Genomic DNA, 21,140 nt, shown 5'->3' with positions numbered 1-21,140 from the left:
CGGAGTGGGGCGCCGATGTCGCGCGCACGGGACAGCATTGGAACATGGATCGGCTGGACGTTCTTCGCCGACCTGGCGAGCGGCTTGGCTCTGACCTTCAGCTACATGTTCTCCAGATCCGTGACCATGCAATATCCGGACAAGGAAAAATGGCTGCCCTACTCGCGTTACCGCGGGCATCACTTTCTGACGCGCGACGAAGAGGGCGAGATCAAATGCGTTGCCTGCGAACTCTGCGCGCGAATTTGTCCCTGCGACTGCATCGAAGTCATCCCCTACGAGGACGAGAAGGGCAACCGTCACCCGGCAAAATTCGAGATCGACACGGCACGGTGTCTCTTCTGCGGCCTTTGCGAGGATGCCTGCCCGGCGGACGCGATCGCGCTTGGCCAGCAGTACGAATTCTCGAGTTTTTCCTCGCGTGACCTAGTGGTCGGACGTGACGATCTGCTCGGCAAGCCGGGCAAGGCTGCGACCGGCGGCGGCGTGATTGCCGCGCGCCTGAATACGAAGAAGGACGTGCTCGTCGAGACGAAAGAGACGCAGGGTTACAACTGGTGGCGGAATATCCGGCGAGCGTAAACGTGCACCAGCTGTCAAACCGAAGCGCGCAGACAGGAGGCTCAGATGTTTGTCGGCGAAATCGTGAAGAACAAGGGTGTCGGTGTCATCGCGGTCACTCGCGATCAGACGATGGTGGAAGTCCTGAGGCTGTTTCGCGACAACAATATCGGCTTCGTCGTCGTCAGCCAATCGAACGGCAAACGCCTGGGCACATTGTCGGAGCGGGACTGCTGCAATGCCGTGGCGGAATACGGGGCCGAGGCGGCGACGATGCGGGTCGTGGACGTCATGAACCGCAATGTGGCGACCTGTTCGACACGGGATTTGCTGCCCGTCGCGATGGAGATCATGACGCAGCGGCGTACGCGTCATGTGCTGGTCATGGATGGGGACGACGTTGTCGGCGTGGTCAGCATCGGTGATGTGGTCAAACATAGGCTCGACGAAGCGCAGCTCACCGAGCAGGAGCTGCAGGATTACATCTGCGGGGCCAGATATCACTGACGAGACCCGTCAGGTTAGGGTGAGCGACCGGCGGTGTCTTGGCCGAGGGTCTCGGCTCCCGCCCCGGTTCCGGCAACAGTGGTGATCTCGACTGCCGCGCGCGCCTTTTGAACGTCCACCGGACATGGATACTCGCCCCGCCGCATCAGGCTGTTGAGGCGAAGGGCTCTGTAGTTTTCGGGAATGAACACGAGCCCCCGAGGAAAGCGCCTGTCGACCTTGAGCTTCGCCGTCAGTTCGCGCTGGGCGGATCGCACGACCACCTGATCGCCATCCGAGAGGCCAAGTTGCGCGGCATCCCTCGCACCCATCGCGACATAGGGGTCATCGGCGACCGTGTTCAGTATTTCCGAGCGCTCGGAAAGATATCCATTGTGGAACAGGCAGTTGCCAGTGACCAGCATGAGCCGGTCGGTTGCAATGGGCACAGGCGGTGGGGCGAAGAACCTGCCAACCGGCGGCGCAAGAGCCGCCCTGGTGAATGCTCCGTCGGCGCCAAGCCCATCCTGCGTCAGGCCCTTGTAAGCGGGAACCAGCCGGGCGATCTCGTCGAAAATCTCGGTTTGAACCGATGGCCGCAGCGCGTGGCTTCGAAGTGCTGCGACAAAGTCGAAGATCGCCAGATTGCCTCGGGCCTCGGCGACGGGCTCACGGAACTTGCAGACCCTCTGGGTCCGGCCTTCGTTGTTGGTAAAAGTGCCCGATTCCTCGCCATAGCTCGCGGCGGGCAGCACCACGTCGGCCAGGCCTGCCGTATCCGTGAGGAACGCGTCCTGCACGATCAGGAGATCTGCGGCTCCAAGCGCGCGCTGGACGAACGCCCGGTCGGGATAGGACATCAGGGGGTCGCTTCCGGCTATATAGAGCGCGCCCATCTGCCCCTGGTCGCAGAGTTCCAGCATGGCGTCGAAATCCACGCCTGCTTCAGATGGGATCTCGGCGCTCCAGGCCCGCTCGAGAGTGGCGCGCGCCGCGCCATCGGTGACCGCGGCAAACCCCGGCAACGTCGCCGGCAGAACCCCCATATCCCAGGCGCCCATCTGGTTGGCACGGTCGAAGAGGAGCTGCATCTTCGGGTCCTTGCCGAGCAGGCTGAGCACCTGCAAAAGGTTGTTAAGCTGCTGCAGGGCCGCGCGCGCGTGTGGTGAGCGAAGGACTTCGACGCTCACAAGCACGCTGACGCGCCGGCCCCCCACAAGCGCGGTGGCCAGAGGGTCCTGTTCCTCACCATGGGTGGCCGCAGGTGGCCAGCCGGTTGTCGCGACGATGTCGGCAAGAACGTCGTCCGGCAGGTCCTGACCGGCCGCCGCCACGACAGAGGCCACCACTGCGGCAAGGCTCGCGGCCTCACCGCCCGGCAGAACGCGAACGACCGCCCGCGCATCGGCGTCCAGGCGGGACGGCCGCGCCGAGAGTATCAGCAATTCGGTCTGCCGCCGGCGTGCACCATCGCGCAGGAGGTACTCGGTGACCGGGTTCTCCTCGGTCACGTTGCCGCCGACGACGAGCACGCAGGCATCGCCGATCACCTCTTGAAGCGGGGCACGGGTGTAGAAGCCCGCCACCAGCGGACCCAACGTCTCGACGGGCGTTGACCAGCGCGACGAGCAGTCAATATTGTTTGTCCGCAACACCGTCCGCATCAGCTTCTGGAACTGATAAAGCACCTCGTTGGGAAGACGCGGCGAGGCAAGCCCGCCCGCAGCCTTTTTCTCGACGGCCGACAGTCGCCGACGCAGGTAGTTGCCCGCTTCGTCCCAAGAAACCGCAACGAGGGCGCCATCTCGGCGGACCATAGGCTGCTTGATCCGGTCCAGGCTCGCAACGAAATCGAGTCCGAAACGCCCCCGCACGCAGAGCGTCTCGCGGTTGAGCCCCTCGTCCCACTTCGAGCGGACCCGCATGAACTCGCCCTTGCGGGTGCCGACCGTGAGCTGGCAGCCAGTGCCGCAATGTGGGCAGACCGTGTCGGTCTCCTCGAGATCCCAGGGCCGTGCCTTGTAGCGATAGGGGAAGCTCATCAGCGCGCCGACTGGACAGACCTCGACGCAATTGCCGCATTGGTCGCAACTCGCAAGACTGCCCTCGAAACCGGTCACGGCGGTGTCCATGCCTTTTTCGACCGTGCCCAAGGCGACCGCGCCGACCACCTCCTCGCACATCCGCACGCAGCGTTGGCACTGGATACAGCGGTTGACGTTCATGATGATGACCGGGCTGAGACGGATGTCCTGGGAGTGGAACACACGTTTGGCATCGCGGAACTGGCTCTCGCGCGGCCCGTAAGCCATCACCTGGTTCTGAAGCTCGCACTCGCCGCCTTTATCGCATATCGGGCAGTCGAGCGGGTGGTTGGCGAGCAGCATGTCGAGCATGGACGAGCGCGTTTCCTCGACCAGAGGCGTATTTGTCCGCACCACCATGCCGTCCGTGGCCACCGTGGCACAGGACGGCTGCAACCGCCGCTGCCCTTCGATCTCCACCAGACACATGCGGCACGAGGCGAGCGCCGGCAGCCGCTTCATGTAACAGAACGTCGGGATGTCGATGCCCAAGCGCTCGGCGGCCTGCAGCACCGTAGAGCCAGCGTCCACTTCCAGCGTTTGTTCATCGATCGTGATGCGAACCATGGCCTCCTCGCGATCTTTCTCGCGCACCTCAATGAAACGGGCACCTCCGCTCTTCGATATGGGCGACGAATTCATCCTCGAAATGCTTCAGTGCCGCGCGCAGCCCCATAGCCGCGCCGTCGCCAAGAGCGCAGAACGTATTGCCGAAAATGCCCTTGCAGAGCGCCTGCAGCTGTTCCAGATCGCCCGGCGCGCCCTGCCCCGACTCGACCCGGCGCAGCACTTTCACGACCCAGTTCAGCCCTTCGCGGCAAGGCGTGCATTTGCCGCAGGACTCGTGGTGGAAGAACTCGATGATCCGGGTGGCAACCTTGACCATGCAGGTCGAGTCGTCGATCACGATCACCCCGGCCGAACCGAGCATTGAGCCGACGGCGGCAAGCGAATCGAAGTCCATCCCAACGTCCAGCCCGGACGCAGCGATGACCGGTGCCGAGACCCCGCCGGGGATCACGGCCTTGATCTTGCGCCCCGGCAGCGGCCCGCCGCCATGGTTTTCGACCAGTTCGCGCAGCGGTATACCCATCGGAAGCTCGTAAAGGCCGGGTTTGCGCACCTGCCCGCTGAGGCAGTAGAGCTTCGGACCAGGGCTCTTGCTCGGGCCGATGGCGCGAAACCAGTCCGCGCCCCGCATCACAATATGCGGCACGCAAGCGAGCGTCTCGACGTTGTTGATCACCGTCGGGCTGGCGTAGAGCCCTTCGACCGCCGGGAACGGCGGCTTCAGGCGCGGTTGCGCCCGTTTGCCTTCGAGCGATTCGAGCATTGCGGTCTCCTCGCCACAGATATAGGCACCGGCACCACAATGAATGTGTACGGCGAAATTGAAATCCGAGCCCAGAACGCCCGTTCCGAGAAAACCCCTTTCGCGAGCCTCGGCGATCGCCTGCTGTAGGCGACGAATCGCCATCACATATTCTCCGCGGATATAGAGATAGGCGGTTTCGGCCCCAATCGCGTAGGCGCTGACCGCCAGCCCTTCGATCAGCTGGTGCGGGTCGCGCTCCATGATGATCCGGTCCTTGAAGGTGCCCGGCTCGCCCTCATCGGCGTTGCAGCACAGATATTTCGGCCTGTCGGCCCGCTTCGGCACGAAACTCCATTTCATGCCCGTAGGAAATCCCGCACCGCCGCGACCGCGCAGGTTGGACTGTTTGACCAGATCGACGACCTCATCTGGTGTGTACTCGCGCAGCACCTTTTGCAGCGCCTGATAGCCGCCGCCGGCCTCATACGTCGACAGCAAATGGCCATCCGGCAGATCCACATTTTTGAGAAGAACCGGTTCGAACATGGCGCTATTCTCCCGGCGGTCGCGTCGAGGCGTCGTCGACAACGCTCCTGACCCGCCCCGCCGTCGCCCGGAGATCGTCCAGGAGTGCGTCTATCCGCGCGACATCAAGGTCGCCGTGGTAATCGTCGCCGACCTGCATCACCGGAGCCATCTCGCAGGCACCGAGGCACTCGACGGTCGAAAGCGTGAACAGCCCGTCCGGGGTGGTATCGCCCTTCTTGATCCGAAGCGCCGTTTCCAGATACTCCAGCAGATCCTCGCATCCGCACAGCATGCAGGAAACATTGTCACAGAGTTGCAGGTGGAATAGGCCCACCGGCTCTGTATGCAAGAGGGTGTAGAAGGTCGCCAGCTCGTAAACCCAGATCCGCTCAACGCCGAGAATGTCGGCGACCTCTTCCAGCACCGGGCCGGGCAGATAGCCATGCTCTTTCTGGGCAATCATGAGCGCGGGCATGATCGCCGAGCGCTGGTCCGGATAGCGCGCCGCCGCTTCTTCGATCTTTTGGCGCATAGTCATCGCATCCAATTCCCTTGTTACTTATCCACCTCCGCCATCACGGGGTCGAGGCTGCCGAGCACGGCGATCATGTCCGCAAGGTAGCGCGCGTTGGTGACCCCGAAGAGGCCCTGAAGGTTGACGAAAGACGGTGCTCGCACCTTCATGCGGAACGGTTTCGGCGATCCGTCGCTAATGATGTAGAATCCCAGCTCACCCTTTGGCGCCTCGATCGCCGAGTAGACCTCGCCCTTGGGTACCTTGAAGCCATAGGCCGACAGATCGAAATGCTGGATCAAGGCTTCCATCGAGCAATGCACACGCTCCTTGTCCACCGGGAACGCGATCGTCGGCATGTCGATCTGGAATGGTCCCTCGGGCATCTGGTCGATGCATTGTTCGATAATCGCGATGCTTTCACGCATCTCGTCGACACGGCAGCGCCAGCGCGCGTAGCAATCGCCCTCTTTGCGCGTGATGACATTGAAATCGAGCCGGTCGTAAATTTCGTAAGGTTCGTCGCGGCGGATATCCCAGTCGACCCCGGAGGCACGCAGGTTCGGGCCGCTGAGACCCAGATCGACAGCGTCTTCGCCTGAGATCACGCCGATCCCTTTCGTGCGGTTGAGGAACACCCTGTTATCTTCGAGCAATCGCTCATAGTCGCGGATCCGGTTCGGGAAGATGTCGCAGAACTCCCTGATTTTGGGAAGGAAACCGTCAGGCAGATCCTCGCGTACGCCACCAACCCTGCAGAAGGACGTGTGCATTCTTGCACCGCTGATCATCTCCAGCAGGTCCATGATCATTTCGCGCTCGCGCATGACGTAAAGCAGCGCGGTCATTGCACCCAGATCCATCGGCAGCGCGCCGGTGATCAGGAGATGACCGGAGATCCGCGCGAGCTCCGCCATCATCACGCGTATGTACTTGGCCCGAATCGGTGCTTCTATGCCGAGAAGCTTCTCGACCGCCAGCGCGAAGGCCAGGTTGTTCGACGGCGGGCAGAGATAGTCGAGCCGGTCGGTGAGCGGGAATATCTGGGTGTAGGTGAAACTCTCGGCTAGCTTTTCGGTGCCCCGGTGGAGGTAGCCGATATGCGGGTCGACGCGCTCGACGTACTCACCGTCCAGTTCGAGGACGAGCCGAAGAACCCCATGAGTGCTGGGGTGCTGCGGGCCGAGGTTGAGAAGCACTTCCCTGGTAGTGAGCGCTTCGCCGTCCGGCCTGCTGAGCTCTGTGACTTCGGTCATCTCAATTTTCCGGCGTAGAACGGCCTCCTTGCGGAATGTCCCTGGTGGCGAGGTCGGGCTGTGTTGGCGGCGGACCTTCGGCCCCGAAGGGGTTCAGCTTGTCCTTATAGCCCCTTAGGGGGAAATCCTTGCGCTGGGGAAAGCCCTCGAAGCCTTCCCACATGTAGATCCGGCGCAGATCGGGATGCCCGTCGAACCTGATGCCATACATGTCCCAGGCCTCGCGCTCATGCCAGTTGGCGGTGCGCCAGACCCCCGTCACCGAAGGGACATGCGGCGGATCACCAAGCCGGCACTTGATGCGAACCCGCCACTTGTTGGGTAGTGAATAGAGGTGATACACCGCCTCGAACCGCGGCGCGTCGGGATAATGATCAACCCCGCAGATGTCCGAAAGGAAGTTGAACTGCAGCGCCTCATGTTCTTTCAGAAACCGGCAGAACGCGACGATCTTCTCAGGTGGCACGGCAAAGACGTCAATGCCGTGCGCAGCGCCGAGATCCTCGATTGTTCCCTCGAAATGCTCCGTGATCAAAGCGCGATTGAGAGGCAACTCCACGCTCATGAGGCTGCAACCCGATCCAGAGGCGTCCCGGCCAGCGCGCGGGACCTCTTGATCTTCTCCTGAAGCAGCAGGAAGCCGTGCATCAGTGCCTCGGGCCGTGGCGGACAGCCGGGCACATGCACGTCGACGGGCACGAAGGTTTCTGACCCCTGCACTACGGCATAGGTATTGTAGACCCCACCCGAGATCGCACAGGTGCCCATCGCGATCACCCAGCGTGGCTCCGGCATCTGGTCATAGAGCCGGCGCACGACCGGGGCGAACTTCCGGGTCACGGTGCCGGCGATAATCATCACATCGGACTGGCGCGGCGAAGGCCGGAACACCACGCCGAACCGGTCGAGATCGTAGCGCGCGCATCCCGCTGCGATCATCTCGATGGCGCAGCAGGCAATGCCAAAGGTCTCGGGCCACAGCGCCGACCTCCGGCTCCAGCTGATGACACTGTCGGCCGTGGTAAACAGCACGCTGTCGCGGATCGTATTGTTTACGCCTCCCATTCCAGCGCTCCCTTCAGCCAGGCGTAGGCGAAGCCCACAATCAGCAGCAACATGAAGACGAACATCTCGACATAACCAACCAGCCCGATGTCTTTCAGGACGACAGCCCAGGGAAAGAGAAACATGGTCTCGACATCAAAGACCACCAACAGGATCGCGAGCATGAAGAACTGCACCCTGAAACGTCCCCCGGCGGCCTCGCCAGCCGGGTCCACGCCGCATTCATAGGGCATGTTCTTCGCGGGATAGGGATTGGACGGACGCAGCAGCGAGGAGACGAACAGCGTTGCCCCGGTCACCAGAACAATTCCGGCGACCATGAAAAGAACCGGCAGGAATTCCATTGCAGCCATAGTCATATCGCATTGCCCCGGTCACCCACCGAGAGCTTGTTCAGGCCGCCGCCGACCCCATTCGGAACCGGTAGTGCGGTCGCTCCGGGAAGCGACTTTGGCAATCCTTTCTTGCATTGTTAGTGTATTCCGTCGGGTGGATCATTGCAAATTCAATAGATCAGCCGCCAAACACCGCATGCTGAGCAAACCTCAGAAACCACGCCGGAAATAGGCCGATGCCAATAGTGCCGGCGGCGGTAAAGGCGAGCGTGGCGCGGACCAAGGGCGTCAGCGCGGGGTCGAACGCCCTGTTTGGCTCGCGCATGTAGATCACCATGGCGATGCGGATGTAGAAATAGGCGGCGACGACGCTCAGCAGCACTGCGATCACCGCCAGCATGACGAACCCCCGCTCGACGAGCGCCACAAGCACGTAGAACTTGGCGAAGAACCCGGCCGTCGGCGGAATGCCGGCCAGTGAGAACAGATAGAGCAGCATCAAAAGCGCCAGCCCGGGATGCGACTTTGCGAGACCCGCGTAGTCTTCGATGACCTCGCCCGAGAAATCGCCATTCCGCATCATGATGACAGTGCCGAAAATGCCGAGATTCATGAAAGAGTAGATCAGCAGGTAAAGCATCACGCTGGCGATCCCGTCCGCACCGCCGGCAACCACGCCGAAAAGGGCGAACCCGGCATGGGCAATGCTGGAATAAGCCAGGAGGCGCTTGAAATTATCCTGCACCAGCGCCACGAAACTGCCGAGCGCCATCGTCGCGACCGCAATCACCGCAACGATGATCCAGACATCCGAGGCTGCGACCAGCGGGTTGAGGAATACCCGCAGGATCACCGCGAACCCCGCCGCCTTGGGACCGACAGACATGAAGGCAGTGATGGTCGTCGGCGCGCCTTCATAGGCATCCGGCAGCCACATATGGAACGGCACCGCGCCGACCTTGAAGACCAGCCCCGCGACGATGAAGACCACCGCCAGCAACAATCCGGGATCGAGCGGATCACCGGCCACCGCCGCAGCCATCCCGTCTAATTGCGTCGTGCCGGTGAGCCCGTAGACCAGCGAAACGCCGTAAAGGAAAATCCCGGTCGAGACCGAGCCAAGGATCACGTATTTCAGCGCCGCTTCGTTCGACCGCCGCTTTTGCCGCAAGAAGCCGGTCAGCACATAGGTGCAAAGCACCGTCAGTTCGAGGCCCACATAGATCGACAGGAGGTCGGTCGCCGAGGCCATGATCATCATTCCCGAAAGCGCAAAGAGCAGCAGGACATAATATTCGCTGTGCCCGATCCCTTCGATGTCGGCGTATTTTTGCGAAAGGAGGAGCGTCAGAACTGTGGCCAGATAAAAAACGAACTTGAAGAAGACCGAGAAGCGGTCGGTGACGAACATGCCCGCGTAGGCTGGCCGCACCTCGCCCGACAGCATGATCGTCCCCAGGGCGGCAATCAGCACGACCGCGACGGACGCAAAGACAAGGAACGGTTCCTGCCCCTTCGCCACCAACTGTCCGAGGATCAGAAGGACGCAGGCCCCCGTGACCACGACGATCTCGGGCAGGCTCGCGAGTATGGACTGGAAAAGCGCGGCGGCGGTCATTGGCCGCTCCCCTTGCCGTGCACCTGCACCATGAGATGCTTCACCGAGGCGTCGATGATGCCAAGAAAGGGCTTCGGATAGAGTCCGACCCAAAGCACGAAGAGCGCCAGCGGCAGGATCGCAACCATTTCGCGGGCGTTGACGTCGCGTATTTTGAACCGGGCGTTGACGCTGGCCGGGCCGAGCGCGACTTTCCCATACATGCCAAGCAGATAGGCCGCGCCCAGTAATGCACCCAAGACGGCTGCCGCGCCGACCATCAGGTTGGCCGCAAACCCGCCCGAAAGCACGAGCAATTCCCCCACGAACGAGTTCGTTCCCGGCAGTGCCATCGATGACAGGGTGAACAGCGCAAGAAACGCGGTATAGACCGGCGCCGCCTTCATCAACCCGCCATAATCCGCCATGCTGCGCGTATGTGTCCGCTCGTAGATCAGGCCGACGAACAGGAACAAGGCGCCCGTCGTCACGCCGTGATTGAACATTTGCAGGATGCCGCCCTCGAGCCCGCGCAGGTTCAACGCGAAAATCCCCAGCGTCACGAAGCCCATGTGGCTGACGCTGGAATAAGCCACCAGCTTCTTCAGGTCGTCCTGCGCCAGCGCAAGTAGCCCGCCATAGACGATCGCAAGCGCCGAAAGCGCCAGCATCAGCGTTGAATAATACACCGACGCCTCCGGCAGCATTGGTAAGGAAAACCGCAAGAATCCGTAGGCACCCATCTTCAGGAGCACTCCGGCGAGGATGATGCTGCCCGCTGTCGGCGCCTGCACATGGGCGTCCGGCAGCCAGGTGTGGACCGGGACCATCGGCACCTTGACCGCGAAGGCGACCAGGAAGGAAAAGAACAGCCACGACTGGATCCGGAACGGCAAATCCTGCGCTGTCAGGGCGAGGATGTCGAAGGTCTCGCCGCCGTTGAAATAGAGCACGATGACACCGATCAGGAAAAGGACGCTGCCTGCCAGCGTGTAGAGAAAGAACTTAAACGCCGCATAGACCCGGCCCTCGCCACCCCAGACGCCGATGATCAGGTACATGGGGATCAGCATCGCCTCCCAAAAGACGTAGAACAAGAACAGGTCGAGCGCGCAGAATACTCCCAGCATCAGCGCCTGCATGACCAGCAGACTGACCATGAATTCCTTGACCTTGCGGTCGATCGCGACCCACGAGGCGAGCACGCAGATCGAGCCCAGCAGCGCGGTCAGGAACACGAAGAGCGCGCTGATTCCGTCAACGCCAAGCGCATAGGTGATCCCGAGCGCGGGCACCCACGGGCGCGTCTCGGTGAACTGCATCACGTGGGTCGTGGTGTCAAAGCTCGTCAGCATGGCGATGCAGAGAGCAAGGTCGAGGAGGGTGGCGCAAAGCGCTGTCCAGCGAACGGCATTGTCGCTGCGCAGAAACGTCAGAACCGCTGCCCCGACGGCGGGGGTGAATACGATGAGGCTGAGGAGCGGCAACCCCATGGACACCCCCTACCGCCACGCCACGGCGAAGACGACGGTGGCGGCGATCACACCGACGATCATCGCCAGCGCGTAATGGGTCACGACGCCGGTCTGTAGCCGCCGCAGCGCCCCACCGCCGCGCAGGATCGAGCGGGCGACGCCATTCACGATGGCGTCCACGCCAGTGAGATCGACCCGCAGTCCGGCCTGCGCTGCCCCATGCAGGAAGGGCAGCGCCACGGTCTCGGACACATTGCTCACGGCCTTCTCGTAGCGTGCCAGCGGCTTTTCGGCGATCCACATGAAGCAACGCGCACCCTTGCGGTAGAACCAGTCGGTATCGATGCTGATGGTGTTCTCGGGGTCGAGCGTCCTGAGGAACAGCACGAAGCCCAGTGCGGTAAACATCAGCAACCCGAGGCTCTCGGTGACATGGACGCCGGTGTAGGGTTCGAAGTCGACTGGATAAGGCAGAAGCGCGTAGAGCGGCTGGGGGAAAACCCCGATGGCAACGCAGAGCACCGCCGCCATGGCCATGGCAACCAGCATGTTGCGGGGTGGCTCACGCGCCTCCAGTTTCCGGTCCGTGCCGAAAAACATGTAATAGGGGAGTTTCAGGCCCGTGTGCAGGAACGTCCCCGACGACGCCATCGTCAGCGCCAGCACCACCAGCGCGCGATGATCCTGCCCGGCAGCAGCTATCACCATCGACTTGGTGACGAAGCCCGAGAAGAATGGAAATGCCGAAATCGCGAAGGCGCCGACCATATAGAGCGCCACTGTCAGCGGCATGGCCTTGTAGAGCCCACCAAGCTCGGTGAGCTTGCGCCGGCCGGTCACATGAATCACCGCCCCGGCCCCCATGAACAGGAGCGCCTTGTAGAGGATATGCGCGAAGGCGTGGCCCGCGGCCCCGTTCACTGCCATCTCGGTCCCGATACCGACGCCTGCCACCATATATCCCACCTGGCTGACGATGTGATAGGCCAGGAGCCGCCGGCAGTCGTTCTCCAGCACCGCGTAGATGACGCCATAGAGCGCCATCGCGGTACCGAACCAGACCAGAAGCTCGGTGCCCGGAAACGCTCGCGCCAGCACATAGACGGCGGTCTTGGTGGTGAAGGCGCTCATGAACACCGCCCCCGTGACGGTCGCCTCGGGATAGGCGTCGGTCAGCCAGGCGTTGAGCGGCGGCACCGCGGCGTTGAGCATGAACCCGGCAAGGATCAGGTAAGCACCGACACCCATTCCCCCCACGATCGGGCCGAACAGCACCGAGCCTGTCGTAAGCCCGTAGAGAATGACGCCGCCAAGCAGGACGACGCCGCCGGTGATATGGACCATGAGATACCGGAACCCGGCGCTGATCGCTTGCCGGCCGCCCTGGACGAAGACCAGGTAGGCAGAGGCAAACGCCATGCCTTCCCAGAACAGGTAGAGCGTCAGGTAGTCGCCGGCGAACACCACGCCAAGCGCGCTGCCGACATAGACGAACGCGGCGACATGCTGGCCGGGGCGAGGCAGGTGCAGCGCGTAGACCGTTCCAATCAGCGCCATGATGGTGAAGACAGTGGCGAAGACGATGCTCAGCTTGTCGACCTTGGCGATCAGGATCTGGTGTCCGATAAACGACGCCGCACCGTAGTTGCCCGGCTGCATCGCAACGACGGCGAGGATCGCCAGCACTGGAATCAGCAGCAGATAGAGCTTGCGGATCGATCCGGTCAGGAAAGGGATCGGCACAGCGCCAAGAATGAAGAGCAGGGCGGGATGGACGAAGTCAGTCATAGTAGTCCTCGCGCCGCATGAGCCCACCCTGATGGCCGAGGAACTTGGAAACGAAGATCAGTAGAATGCAGGATAAGAAGCCGTAGACGGCCGACCAGCCCGGCAGTTGGTCCCACAGGTATGCGCCGTGTTCGCGGGGAACCAGAAAGTCGGCGATGACGATTAGAACGAGCGCCAGATAGAACAGGCGGCGCCGCTGACTGGCATATACGTCGTCGCCAAAGAAATCGACCACGCGCTTTATCATCTGACAACTCCTTGTGCCAGGGCGAGGAAATAGTCTGGGAAGATGCCCATCGACACCGACAGGATGGCGGTCGCGATCAGCGGGATTGTTATCATCGGAATTTCACGGACCGTCGCCGGGCTTTCCTGCGCCTCCGTCCCGAAAAAGGCGACATAGCTGACCGGCAGAAAATAGGCGGCGTTCAGGACCGAGCTCGCCAGGAGCACGACCAGGAACGCGATTTGCCCGCCCTCCACCGAGCCCCAGGCCAGATACCATTTGCTGACGAAGCCCGCGGTCGGCGGCACACCGATCATGCTCAGAGAGGCGACAAAAAATGCACCCATCGTCCACGGCAGCCGGCGGCCGATACCGGCCATGTCGCTGACGTTGCGCTTGCCAGACGCGCAATAGATCGATCCGGCGCAGAAAAACAGCGTGATCTTGGAGAATGCATGCGCCGCGATGTGGATGATCCCGCCGACCATCGCGACTGGAGACAGTAGAACCACGCCGAGCACGATGTAGGAGAGCTGGCTGACTGTCGAATAGGCGAGCCTCGCCTTTAAGTCGTCCCGCGTCAGCGCGTAGACCGACGCCATCAGGATCGTGAACGAGACCAGATAGGCCGTGGCGATGCCGAGCCCCAGCCCGTCCACCAGCCTCGTGCCGAAAACATCGAACACCACCCGCAGCACGCAGAACACGCCCATCTTGACCACGGCCACCGCATGCAAGAGCGCGCTGACCGGCGTCGGCGCCACCATCGCGGCAGGCAGCCAAGCGTGCATCGGCATCACCGCGGCCTTGGCGAAGCCGAAGAGATAACAGAAATAGACGACCGTCAGCAGCGCCGCCGAGGCATTGACCCCGGCCAGCAGCCCACCCGCGACAAAGTCGAGCGATCCCGCAATATGGTAGGTCAGCGCCAGCGCGGCGAGAAGCGCGCTTTTCGAGGCGCCCATCAAATAGACGAGGTACCTGCGGCTGCCCGTCCATGCCTCTTCGTCCTCGTGGTGGTAAACGAGCGGATAGGTAACGAGGCTGAGCACCTCGTAGAAGACCACCAGCGTGAACAGATTGGCGGCGAAAGCGCCGCCGGCGGCCGCCGCAAGACTGCTGGCGAAGCAGGCGAAGAACCGGGTCTGCGCGTGCTCGTTCAAATGCCGCATGTAGCCGATGGAATAGATCGCCGCCACGATCCACAAAAGCGACGAGACGGTGGCAAACACCATGCCAAGCGCATCGACCCGGAAAGCGAAGTCAATCCCCGGCAGGATCTCGAACAGGCGCAAATCGATTGTCCCGCCCGCCAGCACGGTGGGTGCCATCGAGGCGACAATCGCGAACATGGCGATCGCCGCCATCGGCGAGACGACATCGCGGAGTTTCTCGCGGTTGTTCAGAAGGAGAATCGCCAGAGCCGCCAGACCTGGGACGGCAACGGCAAGCAGCGGCCGGATCGATATCACCGGGTCCAAACCGCTATCCTTTCATCATCGTCACATCGTCGACCTTGAGGGTGGATTTGTTCCTCACAAAGGCGACCAGGATGCCAAGGGCGACGGCAACCTCCGCCGCGGTGATTGCGATGACGAAGATCGCGAAGATCTGTCCACGGAAGTCGTCGTACTGACGCCCAAAAGCGATGAAGTTGATGTTGACCGAGTTGAGCAGCAGCTCCAGCGACATCAGCACGACCAGAATATTGCGCCTGAGCAGTACGCCCGCCGCTCCGATCACGAACAGGACCACTCCGAGCACGATGTACCACGAGAGCGGAACCATCACCCCTGCTCCTTTCGCGCCAGCACGATGGCGCCGACCAAGGCCGCCAGCAAGATGATGGAGGCGACTTCAAACGGCAGCAGGTAGTCAGCGAAAAGCGTCGTGCTGAGCTGCCTGATGCCATCGCCGCCGCGCATGGCGGCGGGCTCGGTTACCGAAAAGCGCTCGCTGCGGAGCACCAGTACGAGCATCTCGACCCCAAGCACGACGAGCAGCACCAGAGCTGGCAGGTTGCCGCCCGGCAAGAACCGCTGCAACACCGCTTCGCGCACATCGATCATCATGATCACGAACAGGAACAGGACCATGATCGCGCCGACATAGACGAAGATCTGGATGACGGCGAGCAACGGCGCTTCGAGCAGGATGAAGATTGCAGAAATCTGCAGGAAACACGCCATCAACGCCAATGCGCTGTGAACCGGATTGCGCGCCACGACCACAGTCAGGGCCGCAATCACGGACACCGTCGCGAACAGAAGAAAGAACCCCTGACCCATCGGCGCGACCCTCCCGCGCAAGCTGTCACCCAGCGCGAGACGGCCGGATTTGAGATAGTTGCGCACTACAGGTGCATTTATAAATTGTGCCCTAGTCTCGGATTTTTCACAAGATTATTGTCATTGGTGGAACAAGACCGGGCCGATCCGAATGTGGCGAAAGCCACTCGCGAGAGCCTGCTGGAGCGAGTGTGCAGCCTGATGGTCGATATGGTCCGGGAATATGTGCAGCCGGGCCGGCCTGGAGCCGGACAGGTTCTCCACCCATGGGTTGATCCGGCCATCTCACCGAGGCAGCCATGTGGTGCAGCTGCAGGAGGGTGCAGCCTCGCAGCACCAATCGTTCAATCAGGCCGCATCCTACGACAACACCCAGGATCGAAAGCGCGGCCGCGACTGAAGCATCCGAAGCGCGCCCGTATTCTTGAAACAGCAACGCATTCCTTCCTTACAAATTCGGGCCGCGGAAAATCAACAAAAACAATATGGTTAGGCTGCGGCTGGACACCAAAAAGTGCTACGCAATCATTATGCTTTTTCGAAAAGTGTCCAGCCCTCTTTGGCAGCTTTGCGCCAAAAACGGACGTCAGCTCATAAGCGACGTATGTCCGACTGGGGGCCGGAAGCGGACTGGCAGCTTCCGTCGTCCGAAAGGCGATGGCGGACGTTAACCTGGTGGAACCAAAGTCTCAGTCTGGCCCCTCATCGGGCCTTAACCGAGCCCTCTTGGGTGCCGGTTAGCAGACGTCCGGCTCAACGGCGGTTCTGACGTTATCGAGACCATAACTCCTGCCCCGTTGAGCAAAACAGGATGTCGATATCGACGTCAGACCGGCAGCCCGAGCTGCTTTCGCAGGCTTTTGTCGAATGCGGACGCGGGGACGAAACGGCGCAGGAGACTGACCTGGCGCGCCATTTTTCCCGCCGCATAGCGTTTCTTCGGAGCGGGATCGATCGCAGCGGCCAAAATGGTCTTGGCTACCACTTCGGGCGCATCGCCTTTTTCCATCGATTTCCGAACGGTCCTAGTCATGCCAGCGCGCGCAGAGTCATAGATATCAAGCAACTGATCGGGGGCGGCGAGATTGTCCTCGAATGACGTACGGGTATAGGCGGGCTCGACTAGCGAAACGCGAATGCCGAACGGGCGCAATTCGTGATCGAGCGATTCGGAATAACCCTCGACGGCGTGTTTGGTCGACGAGTAAAGCGCGAAATAGGGAGCCGGGATGAACCCCTGCACCGAACTCAAATTAACGATTCTGCCCTTCCCTTGGCGTCGCATTGCCGGCAGGACCGCGTTCGTCACGCGGAAAACACCGAAGACATTCACTTCGAACAACGCCTGAGCCTGTGCGATTGAGGACTCCTCCGCGCCGCCAAACAGACCCATACCGGCATTGTTGACAAGCAGGTCGATGCGTCCGGTCTTGGCCAGAACGTCATCGACCATTGTCGCAACGGACGCGTCGTCGGTCACGTCGCAGGTCAGCATGGTAACGCCCTCGGATTGTGTGGAGGCCATGCGACGGCTGGTTCCGAATACGTGAAAGCCGGCGTTCCGTAAGGTGTTGGCGGTTGCGCGCCCGATGCCGGAGGATGCCCCTGTGACGAGGGCGACGCCAGTATTGGTCTTGTTCATGGAAATCATTTCCTTCTTTGCGTTGGATCGGAGTGGAGAAGCATGAAAGGTCGGAGCAAAGAGCGTCTGTCCTGACTGCCCCTGGCGCTCGCGTCAGGCCACCGGGTGGTTCCAGCGCCTGAACAAGGCGCTGGCATTCACGCCGCCAAAGCCGAATCCATTGGAGATCGCGTACTCCATTTCCACTGGCCGGGGCTCGTTTGCGACGAAGTCGATTCCGTCGCCGGCCGCATCGGCCGCGCCCAGATTGAGGGTCGGCGGGGCGACCTGATCCCTGAGCGCCAGGATCGCGAAGATGGCACCAAGCCCGCCAGCCGCGCCCAGCAGGTGTCCGGTCGCCGATTTCGTTGCGCTGACAGCTATCGCGTAATCGCGCCCGAACACGCTCTTGATTGCCTCGATCTCACCTAGGTCGCCTACTGGCGTGGAGGTCGCATGCGCATTGAGATGACGAACCTCGCGCGCCGAAATCCCTGCTTGCGCAATTGCGATCTCCATGGCTCGGCGCGCACCGTCGCCATCCTCAGGACCAGAAGTGACGTGGTGAGCATCCGCGGTCGTCCCGTAGCCGACGAGCTCGGCGAGCGGTTTTGCGCCGCGCGCCAGCGCATGGCTCAATTCCTCGATGACCAGCATGCCGGCTCCTTCGCCCATGACGAAGCCGTCGCGCGACTTGTCGAAGGGTCGGGAGGCCTCATCAGGACGGTGATTAAAGGAGGTCGAAAGAGAGCGTGCCGCGGCAAACCCACCGAGGCTGACGATATTTATGCATGCTTCCGTCCCGCCGCACACGGCAATATCGGCTTCATTGGCGCGAATAAGACGAGCCGCATCGCCAATCGCCTGGATGCCGGCCGCGCACGCCGTCACCGGCGCGCCGAGTGGGCCTTTGAAGCCATGGCGGATCGAGATGTGGCCTGCAGCAAGATTCACCAGGAAGGATGGCACCGTAAAGGGCGACAGGCGGCGGACGCCACGCAGGTCGACAGTGCGCACCGCCTCGGTGATGGCGGGAAACCCGCCGATCCCTGAAGCGATGATCGTGGCCGTGCGCAGGCGATCCGTTTCCGAGCCCGGCTTCCATTTTGCCTGCACAAGCGCCTCTTCCGCCGCCGCCAGCGCAAAGAGAATGAACCGATCTACCTTGCGCTGATCCTTCGGCGGCAGGACGGCATCCGGATCGAAACCAGCATCCGGCTCTTCTTCTATGGAGGGCACCACCCCGCCGACCTTCGCGGGCAGGTCGCCCACCACATCGTCCGGAAGCCTCCGGATGCCCGAGCGGCCGGCCAGGAGACGCGACCAGGACGCTTCAACATCGGCAGCAAGGGGCGTGACCGCCCCCATGCCTGTAACCACAATCCGTCGCATCTATTCTCCTATCACTTGGGTGCGCCGACAGCGCTGCCCACGCCGTTCAAGCGGTGACTGCTTCGCGAACCTGATCGGTCGCCGCATCCAGAAAAGCCTGCGCGAGGCCCAGGTCGTTGACGACCCGCGAGAGCAGCACCGCGCCGACCATTGTCGAGAGAATGGCCATGGCCTTGCCGCCGGCCTCGTCGCCGTCGGCCTCGCCAACCCAACTGCCTAGCATCTCAAGGTACTCCTTGATCCCGGCTTCGAATGACGCCTTCACGTCGGCACCCTGTCTGGCAGCATCCGAGCCGAGTGCAACGACCGGGCAGCCGTCCATCTTTTCTTCGCGATGATCCATGCTGAGATAGAACGAGATCACTGCGTCGAGCGGATTCTCAGGGTTTGCTGCTGTTGCGGCCGACCACCGGTGGGTGGCGCTCTCCATCGCGCGCCTGGATGCCTGCACAGCCAAGTCGTCCTTTGACTCGAATTGCTTGTAAAAGGCGCCTTGGGTCAACCCGGCACCCTTCATCAGATCCTTAAGGCCGATGCCGTCAAAGCCTCGCTCCCGAAAAAGACGGCTTGCCACGTTGATCACGGTTTCGCGGTTTTCCGCGGCCTGATTGCGACTTACGCGCATCGTCGTGTCCCTTTTTAGATTTCATTCGTAATCTATACGCCGTATAGAGGGCGGACGCAATCTAAAAAAGGAGATACGAGATGATCCGCAAAACCCAGAGCGCAGGACGGAGGAACCGGAACCGCGCGCAGCAATGGCTGCCGAATAGGGCCTCGGTTGGCGGAGGAGACGGGTCAAGCTGTCGCCCGACCTGCCTGGCTTACCGCTAAAGGTTTATGCCGCTAACTTCGATGTAGCGGCCAATGCTCGACACGCCGCAGGGCTATCCGCGCGCCGGAAGCCAGAGCTTTCCCACGCCTGCAGTCGAGTCTCGTACCTTCGCGTTGTCCATCCGCGAAGATGTCGAGAATTGGCGCGAAGCGGCCATTCGCTCTGCGCAAGATATGGGTCGCCTTCGGCCGTCATGATGTCCGCTTTCAGGAAGCACCGAAGCTGATCTCAACGACCGACATGAGGGCGCAAAGCCGCGTTCGTCGATGCGACCTTCTATGTCCGCTTAGGGCGGCCGAGAGCGGTCATTAAGAGATAGTGGTATCCAGCCAAACAGGATCTCCGGACACTTAGCAAGATAAAACACAACAAAATCAATGGTGGTTTGGTGCCCGGAGCCGGAATGCAACTCCATAAATACAAGGATGACCGAGCGTAGAATTGAACGTGAACTGAACGATCTGATCGACTCTCAGCCTGCCGTCGCGCTCATCGGCCCGCGGCAAGTGGGTAAGACAATGTCGTCAGCGATGGCGATATATTGCCGTTCTCGATCTTCGACAGCATACCAACCGAAACGCCGGTAGCAGCCGCCAGATCAGTGACGGTGATACCGAGCTTCGACGCACTTCGTGGCCGATCGCCATTTCGAGATTGTTCACGCGTGGCTCGCGCACAGCATGCGGACCCTGCGACAATGTTGCGGCTGCTTTGGCCTTTGCGTTCTTCTCTGCCATTCTGCATCATCCGATCGAGCCCTCACAGGAATATTGTTTAATCCTGAGGAAACTTCAAACGAAAAGCACCGGGCGGTTTTCCAGTCATTTCCTTCAACGCCCTGGAGAAATGGCTGGCGCTGGAAAAGCCGGTGGCAAAGGCAATTTCGGAAATCGACAGGGGGCTCTGTTGCAAAAGCCGCTGCGCATGGCGCAGTCGTATCGCCCTGTAGGTCTGCAAAAGACCCGACTTCATGTGATCAGCAAAAAGCCTGTCGAGATGGCGCGGGCTGATACCGGCCAACTGCGCCAATGTCGCCCGGTCCAGCGGCTGCTCGATCGTCGCCTCCATCTTTTCAAGCACGGTCAAAAGAGCAGGATGATGGGTGCCGAACCGTTCTACCGCCGACCCTCGTTGCGGCGCTGAGGGTTCGCCAAGGTCCGTGTGCAGATACCAATCGCTAACCCGACGCGCAAAATGCGAACCCATTCTCTCCGAAATCATCGCATGCATCATGTCGAGCGGCGCAACGCCGCCGCCGCAGGTAATACGATTGCCGTCGATGACATAGCGCGCCTGGCGCGGATTGAGATGCGGAAAAGCCTCCTTGAGAACCGCCGCATGCTCCCAGTGAATGGTAAAGTCACGATTTTCCAGCAGCTGTGCAGCGGCAAGCACATAGGCGCCGCTGGAAATGCCGCCGATCCGAACACCCTGACGCGCAAGCTTGCGCAACGTCCCGTAAAGGCCACCATGGTCGATCCAGTCGCCCGGGCCTCCGCCTGCGCAGACGAAGATCGTGTGGCAGGCGCTTCCATCAACAGCCAGATCCCGGCACTCGACGGACAGCCCGGACGAGCTCCTGACCTGCCGGCCTTCGGGCGACAGCGCGATGACATCGTAAAGCAAAAGACCAGCAATCAGATTGGCCGCCCGCAACGGCTCGGTCGCCGACGCGTAGGACATCAACGCAAAATTCGGCATCAGCACAAAGCCCATGCGATGCCTCGTTTTTGTATCTGCTGACAGCATGTCCTAAACCTACATCATATTGTCC

The 21,140-nt window shown here is 61.4% G+C and carries 20 protein-coding genes and 1 pseudogene; 2 read left to right on the top strand and 19 right to left on the bottom strand.

Annotated elements, in window-relative coordinates; translation table 11 throughout:
* Positions 1-15 precede the first annotated feature (15 nt).
* Together ACSQ9D_RS24280 and ACSQ9D_RS24275 are read left to right on the top strand one after the other, a co-directional pair.
* Complete coding sequence (locus tag ACSQ9D_RS24280; protein WP_436284436.1) at positions 16-582, top strand: NADH-quinone oxidoreductase subunit I; 567 nt, start codon at positions 16-18, stop codon at positions 580-582.
* 45 nt (positions 583-627) lie between these two features.
* On the top strand, positions 628-1,068 hold the full coding sequence (locus tag ACSQ9D_RS24275) for a CBS domain-containing protein (protein ID WP_037122571.1): 441 nt from the start codon (positions 628-630) through the stop codon (positions 1,066-1,068).
* 14 nt (positions 1,069-1,082) lie between these two features.
* Here ACSQ9D_RS24275 and nuoG read toward each other — a convergent pair whose 3' ends face one another.
* The 19 genes and pseudogenes from nuoG to ACSQ9D_RS24180 form a co-directional block, all read right to left on the bottom strand.
* Positions 1,083-3,698, bottom strand: a complete 2,616-nt coding sequence (nuoG, locus tag ACSQ9D_RS24270) for an NADH-quinone oxidoreductase subunit NuoG (protein ID WP_436284435.1) — start codon at positions 3,696-3,698, stop codon at positions 1,083-1,085.
* Between the two features lie 28 nt (positions 3,699-3,726).
* Positions 3,727-4,992 carry an NADH-quinone oxidoreductase subunit NuoF gene (gene nuoF, locus ACSQ9D_RS24265; protein ID WP_436284434.1) on the bottom strand — a complete coding sequence of 422 codons (1,266 nt, stop codon included), beginning with the start codon at positions 4,990-4,992 and terminating at the stop codon, positions 3,727-3,729.
* A 4-nt stretch (positions 4,993-4,996) separates the two neighbouring features.
* On the bottom strand, positions 4,997-5,512 hold the full coding sequence (gene nuoE, locus ACSQ9D_RS24260) for an NADH-quinone oxidoreductase subunit NuoE (RefSeq protein WP_436284433.1): 516 nt from the start codon (positions 5,510-5,512) through the stop codon (positions 4,997-4,999).
* Positions 5,513-5,529: 17 nt separating this feature from the next.
* A complete protein-coding gene (nuoD, locus tag ACSQ9D_RS24255; protein ID WP_436284432.1) occupies positions 5,530-6,744 on the bottom strand; it encodes an NADH dehydrogenase (quinone) subunit D in 1,215 nt (404 codons plus the stop codon).
* A 1-nt stretch (position 6,745) separates the two neighbouring features.
* Positions 6,746-7,309 (bottom strand): NADH-quinone oxidoreductase subunit C, encoded by a 564-nt coding sequence (locus ACSQ9D_RS24250; RefSeq protein WP_436284431.1) that lies wholly within the window; start codon positions 7,307-7,309, stop codon positions 6,746-6,748.
* Positions 7,306-7,809, bottom strand: a complete 504-nt coding sequence (locus tag ACSQ9D_RS24245) for a NuoB/complex I 20 kDa subunit family protein (RefSeq protein WP_436284430.1) — start codon at positions 7,807-7,809, stop codon at positions 7,306-7,308. The genes ACSQ9D_RS24250 and ACSQ9D_RS24245 overlap by 4 nt, the downstream gene beginning before the upstream one ends.
* Positions 7,797-8,162, bottom strand: coding sequence for an NADH-quinone oxidoreductase subunit A (locus ACSQ9D_RS24240; protein WP_436285159.1), 366 nt, complete (start codon positions 8,160-8,162; stop codon positions 7,797-7,799). The genes ACSQ9D_RS24245 and ACSQ9D_RS24240 overlap by 13 nt, the downstream gene beginning before the upstream one ends.
* A 160-nt stretch (positions 8,163-8,322) precedes the next feature.
* Positions 8,323-9,762, bottom strand: coding sequence for an NADH-quinone oxidoreductase subunit N (locus ACSQ9D_RS24235; protein WP_436284429.1), 1,440 nt, complete (start codon positions 9,760-9,762; stop codon positions 8,323-8,325).
* Positions 9,759-11,234: an NADH-quinone oxidoreductase subunit M gene (locus ACSQ9D_RS24230; RefSeq protein WP_436284428.1), complete on the bottom strand. Its 1,476-nt coding sequence runs from the start codon at positions 11,232-11,234 to the stop codon at positions 9,759-9,761. The genes ACSQ9D_RS24235 and ACSQ9D_RS24230 overlap by 4 nt, the downstream gene beginning before the upstream one ends.
* A 9-nt stretch (positions 11,235-11,243) precedes the next feature.
* Positions 11,244-13,004 (bottom strand): Na(+)/H(+) antiporter subunit D, encoded by a 1,761-nt coding sequence (locus ACSQ9D_RS24225; RefSeq protein WP_436284427.1) that lies wholly within the window; start codon positions 13,002-13,004, stop codon positions 11,244-11,246.
* Positions 12,997-13,251: a hypothetical protein gene (locus tag ACSQ9D_RS24220; RefSeq protein WP_436284426.1), complete on the bottom strand. Its 255-nt coding sequence runs from the start codon at positions 13,249-13,251 to the stop codon at positions 12,997-12,999. Before ACSQ9D_RS24220 ends, ACSQ9D_RS24225 begins: the two co-directional genes overlap by 8 nt.
* A complete protein-coding gene (locus ACSQ9D_RS24215; protein ID WP_436284425.1) occupies positions 13,248-14,711 on the bottom strand; it encodes a monovalent cation/H+ antiporter subunit D family protein in 1,464 nt (487 codons plus the stop codon). The genes ACSQ9D_RS24220 and ACSQ9D_RS24215 overlap by 4 nt, the downstream gene beginning before the upstream one ends.
* A gap of 4 nt (positions 14,712-14,715) precedes the next feature.
* Entirely contained in the window at positions 14,716-15,018 is a 303-nt protein-coding gene (gene nuoK / locus ACSQ9D_RS24210; protein WP_037122536.1) for an NADH-quinone oxidoreductase subunit NuoK, read from the bottom strand.
* Positions 15,018-15,518: an NADH-quinone oxidoreductase subunit J gene (locus ACSQ9D_RS24205; RefSeq protein ID WP_072377081.1), complete on the bottom strand. Its 501-nt coding sequence runs from the start codon at positions 15,516-15,518 to the stop codon at positions 15,018-15,020. The genes nuoK and ACSQ9D_RS24205 overlap by 1 nt, the downstream gene beginning before the upstream one ends.
* A gap of 826 nt (positions 15,519-16,344) precedes the next feature.
* Positions 16,345-17,160: an oxidoreductase gene (locus ACSQ9D_RS24200; protein ID WP_436284424.1), complete on the bottom strand. Its 816-nt coding sequence runs from the start codon at positions 17,158-17,160 to the stop codon at positions 16,345-16,347.
* A gap of 93 nt (positions 17,161-17,253) precedes the next feature.
* Positions 17,254-18,531: a beta-ketoacyl-ACP synthase II gene (fabF, locus tag ACSQ9D_RS24195; protein ID WP_436284423.1), complete on the bottom strand. Its 1,278-nt coding sequence runs from the start codon at positions 18,529-18,531 to the stop codon at positions 17,254-17,256.
* Between the two features lie 46 nt (positions 18,532-18,577).
* Positions 18,578-19,156, bottom strand: coding sequence for a TetR/AcrR family transcriptional regulator (locus ACSQ9D_RS24190; RefSeq protein WP_436284422.1), 579 nt, complete (start codon positions 19,154-19,156; stop codon positions 18,578-18,580).
* A gap of 726 nt (positions 19,157-19,882) precedes the next feature.
* A pseudogene (locus tag ACSQ9D_RS24185) lies at positions 19,883-20,103 on the bottom strand (helix-turn-helix domain-containing protein); the annotation flags it as partial.
* A 37-nt stretch (positions 20,104-20,140) separates the two neighbouring features.
* Positions 20,141-21,115 (bottom strand): GlxA family transcriptional regulator, encoded by a 975-nt coding sequence (locus ACSQ9D_RS24180; protein WP_436284421.1) that lies wholly within the window; start codon positions 21,113-21,115, stop codon positions 20,141-20,143.
* Between the last annotated feature and the right edge of the window lie 25 nt (positions 21,116-21,140).

Origin of the sequence: Rhizobium sp. LjRoot258 (assembly GCF_964254185.1) — a bacterium.
Lineage (GTDB): Bacteria > Pseudomonadota > Alphaproteobacteria > Rhizobiales > Rhizobiaceae > Rhizobium.
Note: the sequence above shows the minus strand (reverse complement) of the source record. Positions and strands in the feature narration are given on the sequence as shown.

What these genes read in the sequence shown, in the direction of transcription:
- nuoF (WP_436284434.1), bottom strand. Translation starts at nt 4,992, where the DNA reads ATGTTCGAACCGGTTCTTCTCAAAAATGTGGATCTGCCGGATGGCCAT.
- ACSQ9D_RS24240 (WP_436285159.1), bottom strand. Translation starts at nt 8,162, where the DNA reads ATGGCTGCAATGGAATTCCTGCCGGTTCTTTTCATGGTCGCCGGAATT.
- fabF (WP_436284423.1), bottom strand. Translation starts at nt 18,531, where the DNA reads ATGCGACGGATTGTGGTTACAGGCATGGGGGCGGTCACGCCCCTTGCT.
- ACSQ9D_RS24230 (WP_436284428.1), bottom strand. Translation starts at nt 11,234, where the DNA reads ATGGGGTTGCCGCTCCTCAGCCTCATCGTATTCACCCCCGCCGTCGGG.
- nuoE (WP_436284433.1), bottom strand. Translation starts at nt 5,512, where the DNA reads ATGACTATGCGCCAAAAGATCGAAGAAGCGGCGGCGCGCTATCCGGAC.
- ACSQ9D_RS24220 (WP_436284426.1), bottom strand. Translation starts at nt 13,251, where the DNA reads ATGATAAAGCGCGTGGTCGATTTCTTTGGCGACGACGTATATGCCAGT.
- ACSQ9D_RS24245 (WP_436284430.1), bottom strand. Translation starts at nt 7,809, where the DNA reads ATGGGAGGCGTAAACAATACGATCCGCGACAGCGTGCTGTTTACCACG.
- ACSQ9D_RS24205 (WP_072377081.1), bottom strand. Translation starts at nt 15,518, where the DNA reads ATGGGTCAGGGGTTCTTTCTTCTGTTCGCGACGGTGTCCGTGATTGCG.
- ACSQ9D_RS24200 (WP_436284424.1), bottom strand. Translation starts at nt 17,160, where the DNA reads ATGAACAAGACCAATACTGGCGTCGCCCTCGTCACAGGGGCATCCTCC.
- ACSQ9D_RS24250 (WP_436284431.1), bottom strand. Translation starts at nt 7,309, where the DNA reads ATGAGCGTGGAGTTGCCTCTCAATCGCGCTTTGATCACGGAGCATTTC.
- ACSQ9D_RS24225 (WP_436284427.1), bottom strand. Translation starts at nt 13,004, where the DNA reads ATGACTGACTTCGTCCATCCCGCCCTGCTCTTCATTCTTGGCGCTGTG.
- ACSQ9D_RS24190 (WP_436284422.1), bottom strand. Translation starts at nt 19,156, where the DNA reads ATGCGCGTAAGTCGCAATCAGGCCGCGGAAAACCGCGAAACCGTGATC.
- nuoD (WP_436284432.1), bottom strand. Translation starts at nt 6,744, where the DNA reads ATGACCGAAGTCACAGAGCTCAGCAGGCCGGACGGCGAAGCGCTCACT.
- ACSQ9D_RS24280 (WP_436284436.1), top strand. Translation starts at nt 16, where the DNA reads ATGTCGCGCGCACGGGACAGCATTGGAACATGGATCGGCTGGACGTTC.
- nuoG (WP_436284435.1), bottom strand. Translation starts at nt 3,698, where the DNA reads ATGGTTCGCATCACGATCGATGAACAAACGCTGGAAGTGGACGCTGGC.
- ACSQ9D_RS24180 (WP_436284421.1), bottom strand. Translation starts at nt 21,115, where the DNA reads ATGCTGTCAGCAGATACAAAAACGAGGCATCGCATGGGCTTTGTGCTG.
- ACSQ9D_RS24235 (WP_436284429.1), bottom strand. Translation starts at nt 9,762, where the DNA reads ATGACCGCCGCCGCGCTTTTCCAGTCCATACTCGCGAGCCTGCCCGAG.
- ACSQ9D_RS24275 (WP_037122571.1), top strand. Translation starts at nt 628, where the DNA reads ATGTTTGTCGGCGAAATCGTGAAGAACAAGGGTGTCGGTGTCATCGCG.
- nuoK (WP_037122536.1), bottom strand. Translation starts at nt 15,018, where the DNA reads ATGGTTCCGCTCTCGTGGTACATCGTGCTCGGAGTGGTCCTGTTCGTG.